The sequence below is a fragment of the Bordetella bronchialis genome (assembly GCF_001676705.1).
Classification (GTDB): Bacteria; Pseudomonadota; Gammaproteobacteria; order Burkholderiales; family Burkholderiaceae_B; genus Bordetella_C; species Bordetella_C bronchialis.
This window is the reverse complement of the sequence record NZ_CP016170.1, coordinates 1317484-1330667: the sequence shown is the minus strand read 5'-3', so window position 1 is coordinate 1330667 and position 13184 is coordinate 1317484. Positions and strand designations below refer to the sequence as shown.

At 66.6% G+C, this 13184-nt stretch carries 11 protein-coding genes and 1 tRNA gene; 5 read left to right on the top strand and 7 right to left on the bottom strand.

Annotated features, from left to right (window positions below; genetic code table 11):
• Nucleotides 1–39: 39 nt before the first annotated feature.
• From grpE to hrcA, 3 genes are all read right to left on the bottom strand, one after another.
• Complete coding sequence (grpE, locus tag BAU06_RS05895; RefSeq protein WP_066345488.1) at nt 40–615, bottom strand: nucleotide exchange factor GrpE; 576 nt, start codon at nt 613–615, stop codon at nt 40–42.
• A 174-nt stretch (nt 616–789) separates the two neighbouring features.
• Nucleotides 790–1866, bottom strand: coding sequence for a ferrochelatase (hemH, locus tag BAU06_RS05890; protein ID WP_066345486.1), 1077 nt, complete (start codon nt 1864–1866; stop codon nt 790–792).
• Nucleotides 1867–1910: 44 nt separating this feature from the next.
• Nucleotides 1911–2918 carry a heat-inducible transcriptional repressor HrcA gene (hrcA, locus tag BAU06_RS05885; RefSeq protein ID WP_066345485.1) on the bottom strand — a complete coding sequence of 336 codons (1008 nt, stop codon included), beginning with the start codon at nt 2916–2918 and terminating at the stop codon, nt 1911–1913.
• A 118-nt stretch (nt 2919–3036) separates the two neighbouring features.
• Between hrcA and BAU06_RS05880 the strand changes: the two genes are divergently transcribed.
• Both BAU06_RS05880 and recN read left to right on the top strand, forming a co-directional pair.
• Nucleotides 3037–3936, top strand: a complete 900-nt coding sequence (locus tag BAU06_RS05880) for an NAD kinase (protein ID WP_066345483.1) — start codon at nt 3037–3039, stop codon at nt 3934–3936.
• Between the two features lie 7 nt (nt 3937–3943).
• On the top strand, nt 3944–5590 hold the full coding sequence (gene recN / locus BAU06_RS05875; RefSeq protein ID WP_066345481.1) for a DNA repair protein RecN: 1647 nt from the start codon (nt 3944–3946) through the stop codon (nt 5588–5590).
• Nucleotides 5591–5711: 121 nt separating this feature from the next.
• On the opposite strand, the gene fur is transcribed toward recN, so the two are convergent.
• Complete coding sequence (gene fur, locus BAU06_RS05870; protein ID WP_066345479.1) at nt 5712–6131, bottom strand: ferric iron uptake transcriptional regulator; 420 nt, start codon at nt 6129–6131, stop codon at nt 5712–5714.
• A 214-nt stretch (nt 6132–6345) separates the two neighbouring features.
• Between fur and BAU06_RS26505 the strand changes: the two genes are divergently transcribed.
• Together BAU06_RS26505 and dapB are read left to right on the top strand one after the other, a co-directional pair.
• Nucleotides 6346–6909 (top strand): outer membrane protein assembly factor BamE, encoded by a 564-nt coding sequence (locus tag BAU06_RS26505; protein ID WP_156770363.1) that lies wholly within the window; start codon nt 6346–6348, stop codon nt 6907–6909.
• An 88-nt stretch (nt 6910–6997) separates the two neighbouring features.
• Nucleotides 6998–7789: a 4-hydroxy-tetrahydrodipicolinate reductase gene (gene dapB / locus BAU06_RS05860; RefSeq protein WP_066345474.1), complete on the top strand. Its 792-nt coding sequence runs from the start codon at nt 6998–7000 to the stop codon at nt 7787–7789.
• 33 nt (nt 7790–7822) lie between these two features.
• Here the strand turns inward: dapB and murB are convergent, their stop codons facing one another.
• Nucleotides 7823–8872, bottom strand: coding sequence for a UDP-N-acetylmuramate dehydrogenase (murB, locus tag BAU06_RS05855; RefSeq protein ID WP_066345469.1), 1050 nt, complete (start codon nt 8870–8872; stop codon nt 7823–7825).
• Between the two features lie 55 nt (nt 8873–8927).
• On the opposite strand from murB, the gene BAU06_RS05850 reads away from it, so the two are divergent.
• Nucleotides 8928–9003: transfer RNA gene (locus tag BAU06_RS05850), tRNA-Gly, on the top strand.
• Between the two features lie 206 nt (nt 9004–9209).
• Here the strand turns inward: BAU06_RS05850 and BAU06_RS05845 are convergent.
• Both BAU06_RS05845 and BAU06_RS05840 read right to left on the bottom strand, forming a co-directional pair.
• Nucleotides 9210–12008 (bottom strand): autotransporter family protein, encoded by a 2799-nt coding sequence (locus BAU06_RS05845; RefSeq protein ID WP_415834846.1) that lies wholly within the window; start codon nt 12006–12008, stop codon nt 9210–9212.
• Between the two features lie 415 nt (nt 12009–12423).
• Complete coding sequence (locus BAU06_RS05840; protein WP_066345461.1) at nt 12424–13149, bottom strand: GntR family transcriptional regulator; 726 nt, start codon at nt 13147–13149, stop codon at nt 12424–12426.
• Nucleotides 13150–13184 lie beyond the last annotated feature (35 nt).

The window sequence follows — 13184 nt, the reverse complement described above, 5'->3', positions numbered from 1 at the left end:
GAAGGGTCGAAGGCCTGGGCGTCGGTCACGGCGGCGCTCTTAGCTCTGTTGTCCCGCGGACACCACGACCAGCGCCGGGCGCAGCACGCGGTCGACGATCAGATAGCCCTTCTGCAGGGTCTGGACGACGGTGTTGGCGGGCTGTTCCGAGGGGACGGACGAGATGGCCTGGTGCTGGTGCGGATCGAACTTGTCGCCGGTGGCGGGCGCGATCTCCATCAGCTTGTTGCGTTCGAAGGCGGAGGCCAGCTGCTTGAGCGTGGCTTCCACGCCTTCGCGCATCGACTCGACGGTCTGTTCCTGCTGGGCCAGGGCGGCCTCCAGGCTGTCCTTGACCGGCACCAGGCTTTCGGCGAAGGACTCGATGCCGAACTTATGCGCCTTGGAGACGTCTTCCTGCGCGCGGCGGCGGATGTTTTCCGCGTCGGCGCGGGTACGCAGCAGCTGGTCGTAGTGCTCGGCCGCCTTTGCCTGGGCGGCTTCCAGTTCGGCGCGCAGCGCCGCCAGCAGGTCCTGCTGGCCTTCCCCGCCGTCCGCGGGCGCTCCGGTGTCGGCCGCGTCAGCCGCTGCATCGATGTCGGGCCTTTTCTCGGCAGGCTCGTTCTGTGCCGTCATGGGGTCTATCCTCCGGGGTAACGAATAAGGTTTGCAAGCACTGTGGGGGCCTATGCCCCCTTTTCAAGGGGGGTTAAGCGCGGGCGGCTTGCGAATTGATGTAAGCGACTGAAAACAAACGGGTTTTATTCTGGGCGCGGCCGTTCGCGATGCCCGGCCGCGGGCAGGCGCCCCTTATACGGGCCAGCCCTGCAGATTCCGCTGGACCAGTCCCGCCAGGGCGGCGATCCATGCCTCGTCGTCGTTTACGGCCGGGATGTACCTCAGCCGCTGGCCGCCCGCCGCGACGAAGGCATCGCGGCCCTCGACCTGGATTTCCTCCAGGGTCTCCAGACAATCGGCCAGGAAACCGGGGCAGACCACGTCGACCTCCGTCACCCCATCCTGGGCCAGTCCGATCAGCGTCGGCACGGTGTAGGGCTCCAGCCAGCGCGCCGTCCCGAAACGGCTCTGGAACGTCACTGGCGCCTGCTCCGGCGCCAGGCCCAGGCGCTCGCGCAGCAGGCGCCCCGTGCTCAAGCAGTCCTGGTAGTAAGGGTCGCCCAGTTCGACCGAATAGCGCGGCAGGCCGTGAAAACTCATCACCAGCTTCTGCGGGCGGCCGTGGACGCGCCAATAGTCCTCGATGCGCCCGACGACCGCGCCCAGATAGCCGGGATCGTCATGGAAGCGCTTGATGAAGCGCAGCTCGGGCTGGTCGCGCAGCCGGGCAGCCTGGCGGGTCACCGCGTCCACGGCGGTCGCCGTCGTGCTGGCCGCGTATTGCGGGTACAGGGGCACGACCAGGATGCGCTCGCAGCCGCGGCCGCGCAACTCGTCTAGGGCAGCCGCCACGGAGGGACTGCCGTAGCGCATGCCGAGCGCGACCTCCACGCCGGTCCCGCGTTGGGCGAGCGTCCGGGACAGACCCTGGGCCTGGCGGCGGCTATAGACCATGAGGGGAGAGCCCTCTTCCATCCAGATGCCGCGATACCGCGGCACCAGCTTCTTGGGCCGCAAGGTCAGGATGATGCCGTGCAGGATCGGCCACCAGAGATACCGCGGGATTTCGATCACGCGGGGGTCGGCCAGGAACTCGCCCAGGTAGCGGCGGATTTCCCGGGCGGTGGGCGCCTGCGGCGTACCCAGGTTGACCAGCAGCACGCCGGTCCTGCCCGGGCCGCGGGCCGTCTGTTCGACGAAAGGGTCTCCGCGTTCCGGTTCCGGAAGGAAACGTTCGGGCCACAGATACTTGAACGCACGCAGGAACACGCGGATACCTCGCCAGCCATGCCGTCCCCCGCGGGACCGCCGGCCTATTTGTGGTTATGACTCAGGGCGTTGGACAACAGGCGTGCCGTGATGTCGACGATGGGGATGACGCGCTCGTAGGACATGCGGGTGGGACCGATCACGCCCAGCGTGCCGACCACCTTGCCGTCCACGCCATAGGGCGCGGTGATGACGGAAACCTCTTCCAGCGGGACCAGCTGAGAATCGCCGCCGATGTAGATCTGCACGCCCTGCGCGCGGCTGGAGACATCCAGCAGCTGGAGCAGATCGGTTTTCTTTTCGAACAGGGCGAACATCTTGCGCAGGCGGTCCATGTCCGACGCGATGTCGGTGACGTCCAGCAGTTTGCGCTCGCCCGATATGACCACGGCGTCGCCGTCTTCCACGGCCTCTGTCCCGGCTTCCACCGCGGCCTGCATCAGGCGGGAAATGTCGTCGCGCAGTTGCGCCAGTTCCGTGGCCAGCGTGCGGCGCACCGCATCGAAGGACTTGCCCGCGAAATGCACGTTGAAGAAGTTGGCGGCCTCGACCAGTTCGTGCTCGACGTAGTCGCGCTGCACGAACAGGATGCGGTTCTGCACGTCGCCGTCGGGCGTGACGATGATCAGGAGCACGCGCTTTTCCGACAGGCGGATGAATTCGATCTGGCGGAAAACCTGGGCCCGCTTGGGCGTGAGCACCACGCCGGCGAACTGCGTCAGGTTGGACAGCAGCGCGGCGGCGGCGTTGACGGCGCGGGCCGGCTCGGCGGCCGGCAGGCTTTCGCGGATATGCTCGGGCTGGATGTCGTAGCTGCGGACCGACAGCAGGGAATCGACGAAAAGCCGGTAGCCGCGCGGCGTGGGGATGCGCCCGGATGAGGTATGCGGACTATGGATGAGGCCGGACTCTTCCAGGTCCGCCATCACATTCCGTATGGTCGCCGGCGAAAGATCGAACACCTTGGAAAGGGTGCGCGATCCGACCGGCTGGCCGTCGGCGATATAGCGTTCTATCAACGCCTTGAGCAGTGCGCGTGCGCGGTCGTCCATGTGGCTATTTTATGGAATCTTTTTTGCAACGGTGCCAATTTTGTCCCGCAAAGGCAAATATGGCCCCATATAATCGTTGAATCCTAGCTCAAACCTCTACCGGACGCCCGCCTCCAGCATGCATTTCCCGACTGTCGCCCTCATCGGCAGATACCAGGACACCGGACTGGACGCGCCGCTACGCGCCTTGGCCCAGATGTTGACCGAGGAAGGCCGTGGCGTGCTTATCGAAAAGGACACGTCCCACAACACCGGCCTGGCGGAATTCCCCGTCGCCGACATCGACGAGATCGGCCGTCGCGCCAACCTTGCCGTGGTGATGGGCGGCGACGGCACCATGCTGGGCGCGGCCCGGCTGCTGGCGCCGCACGGCGTGCCGCTGATCGGCGTCAACCACGGCCGGCTCGGCTTCATCACCGACGTCCCCCTGCACGACGCCAAGAACGCCTTGTCGCGCGTGCTGGAAGGCAACTTCAAGGCGGAAGACCGCATGCTGCTGGAAGGCAGCATCTGGCGCGGCGACCAGCAACTGTTCTCGTCGTCGGCCGTGAACGACGTGGTGCTCAACCGCGCGGGCCGCGGCGGCATGATCGAAGTGCGCGTCGAACTGGACGGCGTCTTCATGTACACCCAGCGCGCCGACGGCCTGATCGTCGCCACGCCCACCGGGTCCACGGCCTACGCGCTGTCGTCCAACGGGCCCATCCTGCATCCCGGCCTGCAGGCCATGGTGCTGGTCCCGGTGGCGCCCCAGACGCTGTCCAACCGGCCCATCGTGATCCCCGACAACGGGGAACTGGCCATGACGCTGACCGGCATGGGCCGCGTCGAGCATGGCGCCTCCTGCCACTTCGATATGCAGACCTGGTCCGACCTCCAGCCCGGCGACCGCATCGTCGTGCGGCGCGCCCCGCACACCATCCGCTTTCTGCATCCGGAAGGCTACAGTTTCTTCACCACTCTGCGCCGCAAGCTGCACTGGAATCTGATGCCGCAGGCCACGGATAGCGGAGAATGACGCCGCCATGCTGCGCACGCTGCATATCCGGGATTTCGTAATCGTGGAGAAGGCCGACATCCATTTCGGAGCCGGCTTTACCGTGTTTTCCGGCGAAACCGGCGCCGGCAAGTCCATCCTTATCGACGCGCTGGCGCTGACGCTGGGCGAGCGCGCCGATGCCTCCGTCCTGCGCGAAGGCGCGGCGCGCGCCGACATCAGCGCGGTATTCGACACGCCCGACAGCCTGCGTGCCTGGCTGGCGGAGCGCGAGATCGACGCCGAAGAAGAACTCGTGCTGCGCCGCGTGGTGGACCCGCAAGGCCGCAGCCGCGCCTTCATCAATGGCGTTCCCGCCACGGTCGCGCAGTTGCGCGAACTGGGCGACAGCCTGGTGGACATCCATGGGCAGCACGCCCACCAGAGCCTGATGCGCCCGGACGCCCAGCGCGAATTGCTGGATGCCCAGGGCGGCCACGGCGAATTGCGCCAGACGGTCGCGCAAGCCTGGAAGCACTGGCGGCAATTGGCCAGGCAGCTCGAAGGCCTCGAACGCGACAGCGCTTCGCTGGAGGCGGAGCGCGAGCGGCTGCAATGGCAGGTGGACGAACTCGACAAGCTGGACCCGCGCCCCGGCGAGTGGGAAGCCCTGCAGGCCGAGCACACCCGCCTGGCGCACGCGCAATCCCTGCTGGACGGCGCATCGCGCACGCTGCAGGCGCTGGATGGCGACGACGAATCCGCCCATAGCCGCGTGGTGGCGGCGGTGCACGTGCTGGAGCAGCTCAAGCGCCACGACCCGGGCCTGCAAGGCGTCTGCGACGAACTGGAGTCCGCGCGCATCGCGATCGCCGAAGCGGTTTCCGACCTGAACAACTACGTCAGCCGGGTGGACCTGGACCCCGCGCGGCTGGCCCAGGCGGAAGAACGCCTGGGCGCCGTATTCGAACTGGCGCGCAAATTCAAGACCGAACCGGAATCCCTGCCCGATCTGCGCGAGTCCCTGCAGGCGCAACTGGCCGACATGGCGGCGGCCGCCGATGTCGATGCGCTGCGCGCCCAGACGGAAGCGGCCCAGGCCGACTACGCCAAGGCCGCGGCCAAGCTGTCCGCCGCCCGCCGCAAGGCCGCCAAGGAATTGAGCAAACTCGTCACCGACGCCATGCAGGCGCTGGCCATGCAGGGCGGCCGCTTTGAGGTCTCCGTCGAAAAAGCGGCATCGCCGTCGGCGCAAGGCGACGACACGGTGGAATTCCTGGTCGCGGGCCACGCCGGCACCACGCCGCGGCCGCTGGCCAAGGTGGCATCGGGCGGCGAGCTTTCACGGATCTCGCTGGCGCTATCGGTGATCGCCAGCCGGGCCGCGCGCGTGCCCACCCTGATTTTCGACGAGGTCGATAGCGGCGTGGGCGGCGCGGTGGCCGAGGTCGTGGGCCGGCTGCTGGGTGAACTGGGCCAGCGCCACCAAGTGCTGTGCGTGACCCACTTGCCGCAAGTCGCGGCGCGCGGCGGCGCGCACTACCAGGTCAGCAAGGCGGAGAAAGCCGGCACCACGCATTCCCGCATCGTGGAGCTGGATGCCGATGCAAGGGTAGAGGAAATCGCCCGCATGCTGGGCGGTATCAAGATCACCGCCACCACGCGGCAGCATGCCCGGGAAATGCTGGGCGCCTGATGGCGGGCGCCGTCGGGGGGGCGCCGTGGCGGCCCCGCCTGGGGCACGCACTGGCGCGGCCCCGCCTGCGCGGCCCGCCCTGCGCGGCCCGGCCTGCGCGGCCCGGCCTGATGCGGCCCGCCTAGCGGCGGGCGGCGCAGTCGCCGCAGGTACCGTAGAGCACCATGGCGTGGCTTTCCAGCAGGAAACCGTTGTCCTTGGCGATCTTGTGTTGCCGCTTTTCGATATCGATGTCGTTGAATTCCACGACCTTTCCGCAGTTCGTGCAGATGAGGTGATCGTGATGGTCGCCGTCGTTCAGCTCGAAAACGGCCTTGCCGCTATCGAACTGGCTGCGCGCGAGAATGCCGGCCTGCTCGAACTGCGTCAGGACGCGGTAGACCGTGGCCAGGCCGATTTCGACGTTTTCGGCGATCAGGGCGCGGTAGACGTCTTCCGCGCTAAGATGGCGCTGCTCCGCTTTGCGGAAAATATCCAGGATCTTCAGGCGCGGAAAGGTGGCCTTCAAACCCATGGTCTTGAGGTCGCTTTGATCGCTCATTGGTCCAGTAGGGAAAGTTCCGCATGACGGGCGGGACGGGAGACCAGGCCGACGTGGCCGCCGGCTTATGCCCCTGCGCTATCGCGCCCTGTTGTCCACGCCACGCGGAATGACTTGAATAAACCTTTATGATAACGGTTTTGCCAGTATCCATTACGGGGAACCCCGAGTGTTCACGATCGCACGTTCCACATCCCACCGCCTGAAGGCGGCCATCGCCATCGGCGCGCTCGCGGCCGTCCTGGCGGGATGCAGCTCCGACAAATGGGGGTTTCCGTATAAGGCGCCGGTTCAGCAGGGCAACTGGATCACCAGCGAACAGGTTGCCCTGTTGCGCCCCGGCATGACGCGGGAACAGGTCCGCTTCGCCCTGGGCAGCCCCACGCTGACCAGCGTGCTGCACTCCGACCGCTGGGACTATCCGTACTACTACAAGCCGGGCTATGGCCCCACGCAGGAACGGAAGTTCACCGTCTTCTTCGAGAACGACAAGCTCACGCGCTGGGAAGGCGACAAGCAGCCGGCCGTCCAGCCCTACCAGCTGGCGGATGGGCCCGCGGGGTCGTCGGGGACCAGCGTTCCTCCGCCGCAGAATCCCGCGCCGGCCAGCACGACGCCTGCCGGACCCGCCGGGGGCGGACTGCCCGCTGGCGTGACCTCCTCGGACAACAGCCCGGCGGCGGCCGCCTCGTCCGGCAACGCGCCGGCTCAGGCCGCGCCCGCCGGCGGGGCCCCCGCCGGAACTTCCCGCACCGCCCAGCCGGGCGCGGCGCAGTAGCACGACGGGCGCCGGGCGCGCGCGGCCCCCACGCCGGCGCCAAGCCCGGGCCCGCAAATCGACAACGACGTCTAGCGAGGATCTACCCATGCGCATCGCCATTGCCGGCGCCAGCGGCCGGATGGGCCGCATGCTTATCGAAGCGGTGCTCGGCCACCCCGACATGACCCTGGCCGTCGCCCTGGACCGGGCAGGCAGCGACCACATCGGCCAGGACGCCGGCGCCTTCCTGGGGCGCGACACCGGCGTCGCCATCACGGACGACACGCAGGCCCTGGCCAACGCGGATTGCCTGATCGACTTCACGCGCCCGGAAGGCACCCTGCGCCATCTGGATGTCTGTGCGCGGCACGGCGTCAAGGCCGTCATCGGCACCACGGGTTTCGATGAAGCGGGCCACGCCGCCATCGCGCGCGCCGCGGAAAAGACCGCGATCGTCTTCGCGCCCAATATGAGCGTGGGCGTCAATGCCACGCTGCGCCTGCTTGAAGTCGCCGCGCGCATCCTGAATTCCGGCTACGACGTGGAAGTGTTCGAAGCGCATCACAACAAGAAAGTCGACGCGCCGTCCGGCACCGCGCTGAAGATGGGAGAGACCGTCGCCAAGGCCTGGGGCGTGGAATTGCCGGACGTCGCGACCTGGACGCGCCATGGCGACACCGGTGTGCGCGAACCTGGCACCATCGGCTTTTCCGTGGTGCGCGGCGGCGATATCGTGGGCGATCACACCGTGTATTTCTGCGGCATAGGCGAACGCGTCGAAATCACCCATCGCAGCAGCAGCCGCGCCACCTATGCGCAAGGCAGCCTGCGCGCGGCCGACTTCCTGCGCGACAAGACGCAGGGCCTGTTCGACATGCAGAAGGTGCTGGGCCTGTAGCCCGCCCGCCGGCGGACACCCCAGCCGCAACGATCAGGGCCGCACCGGCTCCGCTTCGAGTTCGACGCCGTACCTGGCGCTGACATCCGTGCGTATGGCCTCGGCCAGGGCCATGATGTCGGCGGCGGTGGCGCCGCCCCTGTTCACCAGCACCAGCGCCTGCCGGTCGTGGACGCCCGCCTTGCCCATCGCGCGGCCCTTCCATCCGCATCGATCGATCAGCCAGCCCGCCGCCAGCTTGTAGCGCCCATCCGCCTGCGCGTAGGACACCAGGTCAGGAAACCGCTGGCGCAGCGCCGCGTGGCGTTCCGCGGTAACGATAGGGTTTTTGAAGAAGCTGCCCGCGTTGCCGATGACGGCCGGATCCGGCAGCTTCTCGCGCCGGATGCCGCACACGGCGTCGAAGATGGCGCGAGCCGACACGGAATCGCCGCCGGCCAGGGCGGGATGCCGCTTGACGTCCGGATAGTCGAGCACCGGACGCCATGGCCGCGGCAGCGCGAAGCGCACCGACACGATCGCCCAGCGGCCGGGTTCGTCGTGCTTGAACCGGCTGTCGCGATAGGCAAAGCGGCAATCCCGCGCCGACATCGCGACCATCTCCCCACGCACCACGTCCCAGGCGTTCAACCCCAGGAAACGCTGGTCCAGCTCCACGCCATAGGCGCCGATGTTCTGCACCGGCGATGCCCCCACCGTCCCGGGAATCAGGGCGAGGTTCTCCAGGCCGTCCCAGCCATTGCGCAGGCAGGTGTCGACGAAGCCATGCCAGTTTTCGCCGGCGCCGGCCTCCACGATCCAGGCGTCGGCGCGGGCTTCCAACAGGCGAATGCCGGGGATGGCCATATGAGCCACCAGGCCTTCCATGTGCGCGGGAAGCACGACATTGCTGCCTCCGCCCAGCACGAAAAGCCGCCCATGTTGCCGCGCCAAGGCGGTCAGCGCGGGAAGCTGCGCGGGAGAAACCAGGCGGACATAGGCCCGCGCGGCCGAGGCCAGGCCCAAGGTGTTGAGGGCGGTAAGGTCCGCCGCGATCGGCGCTAGAGTTTCCGTATCGGTATTGGACGCCGATGGATTTGACATCGATTTTCGGAAGCTGATATAGTTTCGTTCTTCGCTGATTTTACGCGATAGCGATGCGGGAATAGCTCAGTTGGTAGAGCGCAACCTTGCCAAGGTTGAGGTCGCGAGTTCGAGACTCGTTTCCCGCTCCAGAATTCCGATCCGCAGTGCCCCGATGAAGAACCAGAATCGGGAAGCCTGCAAGAAAGCCGATCAAAAGAGTGATCAAAAGGCCGATAAAAAGGCCGATCGATCAAAAGGCCTGAAAGGGGCGAATCGGGGGCGAACCCCATGATTCGCCCCTTTTCTTTGCGCCGCCCGTACAACGACGGGCGTCGGCGTGGCAGCGTCGGCCGCACTAAAACCGCATCGCGAGCGTGAGCACACCCGCTTGCTGCCGGTTGCCACCGCCGAACTGCGCGTCGTAGGCGATGCCCGCCGTCGTATTGCGCGCGATGGTCATCTCGGCGCCGAGCCCGAGTACGGCGGCGTCGCGCGCGATCGGGACGCCCGTCACGGAGAACGTCTTACCGCCATCGAAAGCCAGATCCTGTCTTGGCGTCAAATCGCCCATTGCGTGGCGCCAGCCCAGCGAAGCGGTCAGACGTCCCGGCGCGCGGTCGGATCCGAACAGCCACGCGCCGCGCAATCCCAGCGTCGTGCTGGTCACATCGTCGGAATTTCCCGACCCGTGCAAGGCCGCCGTACCGCCCGACTCATCGAAGTGGCGCGTGCGCAGCTGGTTCCACGCGACGCCGGCGAAGGGTTCGATGTTGTAGGCATCGCCCAGCGGCAAGTTGTAGCCGAGTTCGGTGAACACCTGCGCCGAAGAGGCGTGATAGGACGACTCGAGGCTCTGGTCCAGGCTCCCGGCCGCCACGCTGCGCTTCGTGCCGATATCGTGCCAACTGTAGGCCGCGCCGGCCATGAAGCGGAAATGGCCGGGTCCGGCTTGGACGTTCCGCCCGCCGAACAACGTCGCCGTATAGCTGTCGACATTGGTTCGCGACGACACATCGGCGACCGAACTGTGGCTGCCGATGTAGCCAAGCGCGCCGCCCAGCCGCCAGCCTCCGCCGATCGCGCCGTCGCCGCCGACGAAAAGGCCTCCGTCCGACTGACTTACACGCGATGCGTTGCCGTCGCCGCCGAACGTGCGCCAGTTGCCGAATACTTGCGCCCAGACCGGATGGGCGCCGCTGCGCGGCAGGGCGTCGGACAACGGCGAGCCCCATTGGGCCGTGGGCGGCCCTGCCAGCGCGTGCGCATCGAGGTTGCCGCGCAGATGGGCCAATGGCAGCGTGCGCACGGTATCCCCCAGGCTCTGCAACACGCTGACATTGCTCGCATAGGTTTCGCCGGAAAGCATGTTCAAGGCCGAACGCGCCTCGTCCGGCGCCATGCCAAGCACCGCGGCCGCCACCTGCCCGGCGGCGGTGCCGCTGGCGGCGCCGGCCACCGAACCGGCCAATCCACCGTTGCCGCCGAGCGGACCGCTGGCCGAGGCACCGCCATTCCCGGCCGGCGACGACCCACTTCCGGTCACGGGTGGCGCTTCGTTATCCAGCGCACTGCCCACGCTGCTCTGGTTGCCCGTATTGCCGACGCTGCCGATCGGCACGTCGTTGCGCGTAAGCGTCATGAACGCGTTGTGCGGGTCGTAGCTGAGCGTGGGAGTCAGGAAGGCATACGCTGACGAGACGCCCGTGAACCGGCCCTGTATGCCGCCATCCGCGGTCAGGATGTTGTAGGTCGTGCGCGGCGCATAGTTGCCGTCGGGCCCCACGTGCGCCACGCTGCCGTCCAGGTAGGCGATGCCGGTGACGTGGATGCGGTCGCTCGCGCTGCTGGCCGGATCGGCATGCACACGATAGACGGTGTCCTGGCCAAAGGTGAGGTTGCCATTGACGGTAAGCGTGCCGATGGGCGAACCATCATTGCCGGGGGAGATCACCGCGGTGGGATAAAGGGTGGTGGTGCCCAGCTGACCGACGCCCGCCAACACGACTTCCCGGCCGATATCGACGGGACCGTTCAACTTGCCGTTCAATTCCAGGGCGCCGTCGGCGATCAGGATGGGGCCGGTCAGCCCGCTGCTATCCGCGTTCAGGATCACCGATCCCGGTCCGGTCTTGACGAAACCGCTGGTGCCTTGCAAGGCGTTGTCGATGGTATCGACGAATTGGCCGGAGGCGTAGGTGCCGTCGCCCACCACGATGGCAGGCGGGTTGCCCCCGTTGGGGACCAGGGTGATGGGAGCGCCTTGCAGGCGGTATCGGTCCGTGGCGAACTGAAGGCCCGATACGCGTACGGGACCCGCGCCGCCATCGACGGTCACCGTACCGGTCGCGCCGGTGAAAATCGCGTATGCGCCATCGGGCAAGGCTCCCGTGGCATTGCTTGGACTATTCCAGTTCGTGCTGGCGGCGGTCCAGGTGCCATCGCCGCCGCCGGCTCGGGTGGCGGACGCCACGCCGTTGCCGTTCCACAAGTTGGTCGTGCTCGGGCCGAGGATAAGGTTGATCTGCTTGTCGCCGGTCAGCGATTGGATGGTGGCCGCAGGCAAGGAGTCGCCGCTGACCGAACCCAGCGACAGGCCGTTCCCGCTCAACGTGCCGCCGTATGTCAGGATCCGGTAGTAGCCGGCAGTGACGCCCAAGGTATTTACCGAGACGTTCAGCGTCGTGTTGTTAAGGGCGGCGTCGCCGCGGACAGTGATGTTGTCGCCGGTGCCCGGCTGCGTAATAGGCAGCCCGGCATAGCCGGTCTCGAAGTCGAATGCGGCATTGTTCATCGACAGGTTGCCGTTGACCACGAGGTTGCCGTTCGAGACACCGGTTGGCGTACCGACGGGATAGCCGGGCGCGACGCGCGCGTTGCCCGTCACGCTGAGATCGCCATTGATCGAGCCGAAGCCGCCGACAATGGCGTTCGAGGTCGCGGCGACGTTCCCGTCGATAGCGACGCCCGCGCCGCCGCCGTTGCCACCGATCACCAGCGTGCCACCGTTCACGTCGATCCCGCCCGGAAAGCTGGCCGAACCGTCGAAAACCCGCGTATCCCCCGGCGAGACGGTCAAATCCGCCGCCATGCCCGCCCCGCAATAGGACGCGCTCAACGCAATCGTCGCCTTCAGCCACTTCTTCTTGGCGTACATCAATGTGGACTCCCCTGTATCGGTCAACAGTTCGATGCTCGGGCCGCCGGTTGCCGGAACTGCCATGTCGCAAACCGGTCCGTTGGCGGATGAGCACCCGCGAAAAAAGACGCAATGTATACCGCTTTAGGAGCAATACCAAGAATTTAGAAGGCAGATACCATCCAGATCGCCGAAGATACCGAGTTTTGATGATCCTAAATATGTAGATTGGGAGGATGGATACCATCCAGCCGGAAGCACGCCGGTCGCTTGGAGCAGGCGTACGCGAACCGCACCACGGTCTTCCTTGCGGAGCGGTACATGCAGACTCGCGGGGAATTGTCGCGTGTAGGCGCTCGCACCCTCGCAAGCACGGGCGGCCGCGTTAGCCATTCGCACACATTGCGGCCCGGCCACAACGCGCAGCATCCCTTCAAGGCTGCAATTCAATCTCCCACCGCACCCAGTCGCCCCGATAAGTGACGTCGGCGTAGTAAAGGATCAAGCCCTTCTTGTCCACGAATACGCGCGTGACGTTGACGACGGGGCTGCCCGCGCGCACGCGCAGCAGCCGCGCCGCCTCAGCGTCCGCCGAGCCGATGGACATGGTCTGGCGGGCCCGCTCTATCCGCACGGACTTCATTTCCATCAAGGTGGGGATGACCGCCCGCGACCGGAATTTCTCCGGCGCGCGCTGGAAGATGTCCTGCAGCAGGTATAGGGAGATGACGGCGTAGGGTTGCCCTTCGGTGAAATGCTGGCGGCGCATGAACACGTAGCTGTCGCCCAGCGTACCCGCGTCCGCCGCGGCGGGCGGCTTGCCATGGGATTCGTCGAAGGTGAGCATTTCGGCGCTGGTCGATTCATACATCGCGGCCAGAGACCGCAGCGAAGTCTGCATCACGACGGTGTTCGGACTTTCGGCGGCGCGCGTCACGACGGTGCCCAGCCCCCGCCTGGGGGCCAGCAGGCCCTCCTTGGTCAGCAGTTGAACGGCCTGCCGCACGGTGATGCGCGCCACCTGGAATTCCGCGGCCAGCGTTTCCAGTGTGGGGATACAGGTACCGGGAAGCCATTCCCGTTTGCCTATGCGGTCGCGCAATATGTCCGCCAGCTGCAGATAAAGCGGGATGGGGCTGTCTTGGGTGAGGTTTGACATCGGCAAACAATCAAAAGTACTATCAATAGAACTTT

What these genes read in the sequence shown, in the direction of transcription:
- grpE (WP_066345488.1), bottom strand. Translation starts at nt 615, where the DNA reads ATGACGGCACAGAACGAGCCTGCCGAGAAAAGGCCCGACATCGATGCA.
- hrcA (WP_066345485.1), bottom strand. Translation starts at nt 2,918, where the DNA reads ATGGACGACCGCGCACGCGCACTGCTCAAGGCGTTGATAGAACGCTAT.
- BAU06_RS05880 (WP_066345483.1), top strand. Translation starts at nt 3,037, where the DNA reads ATGCATTTCCCGACTGTCGCCCTCATCGGCAGATACCAGGACACCGGA.
- recN (WP_066345481.1), top strand. Translation starts at nt 3,944, where the DNA reads ATGCTGCGCACGCTGCATATCCGGGATTTCGTAATCGTGGAGAAGGCC.
- fur (WP_066345479.1), bottom strand. Translation starts at nt 6,131, where the DNA reads ATGAGCGATCAAAGCGACCTCAAGACCATGGGTTTGAAGGCCACCTTT.
- dapB (WP_066345474.1), top strand. Translation starts at nt 6,998, where the DNA reads ATGCGCATCGCCATTGCCGGCGCCAGCGGCCGGATGGGCCGCATGCTT.
- murB (WP_066345469.1), bottom strand. Translation starts at nt 8,872, where the DNA reads ATGTCAAATCCATCGGCGTCCAATACCGATACGGAAACTCTAGCGCCG.
- BAU06_RS05845 (WP_415834846.1), bottom strand. Translation starts at nt 12,008, where the DNA reads ATGTACGCCAAGAAGAAGTGGCTGAAGGCGACGATTGCGTTGAGCGCG.
- BAU06_RS05840 (WP_066345461.1), bottom strand. Translation starts at nt 13,149, where the DNA reads ATGTCAAACCTCACCCAAGACAGCCCCATCCCGCTTTATCTGCAGCTG.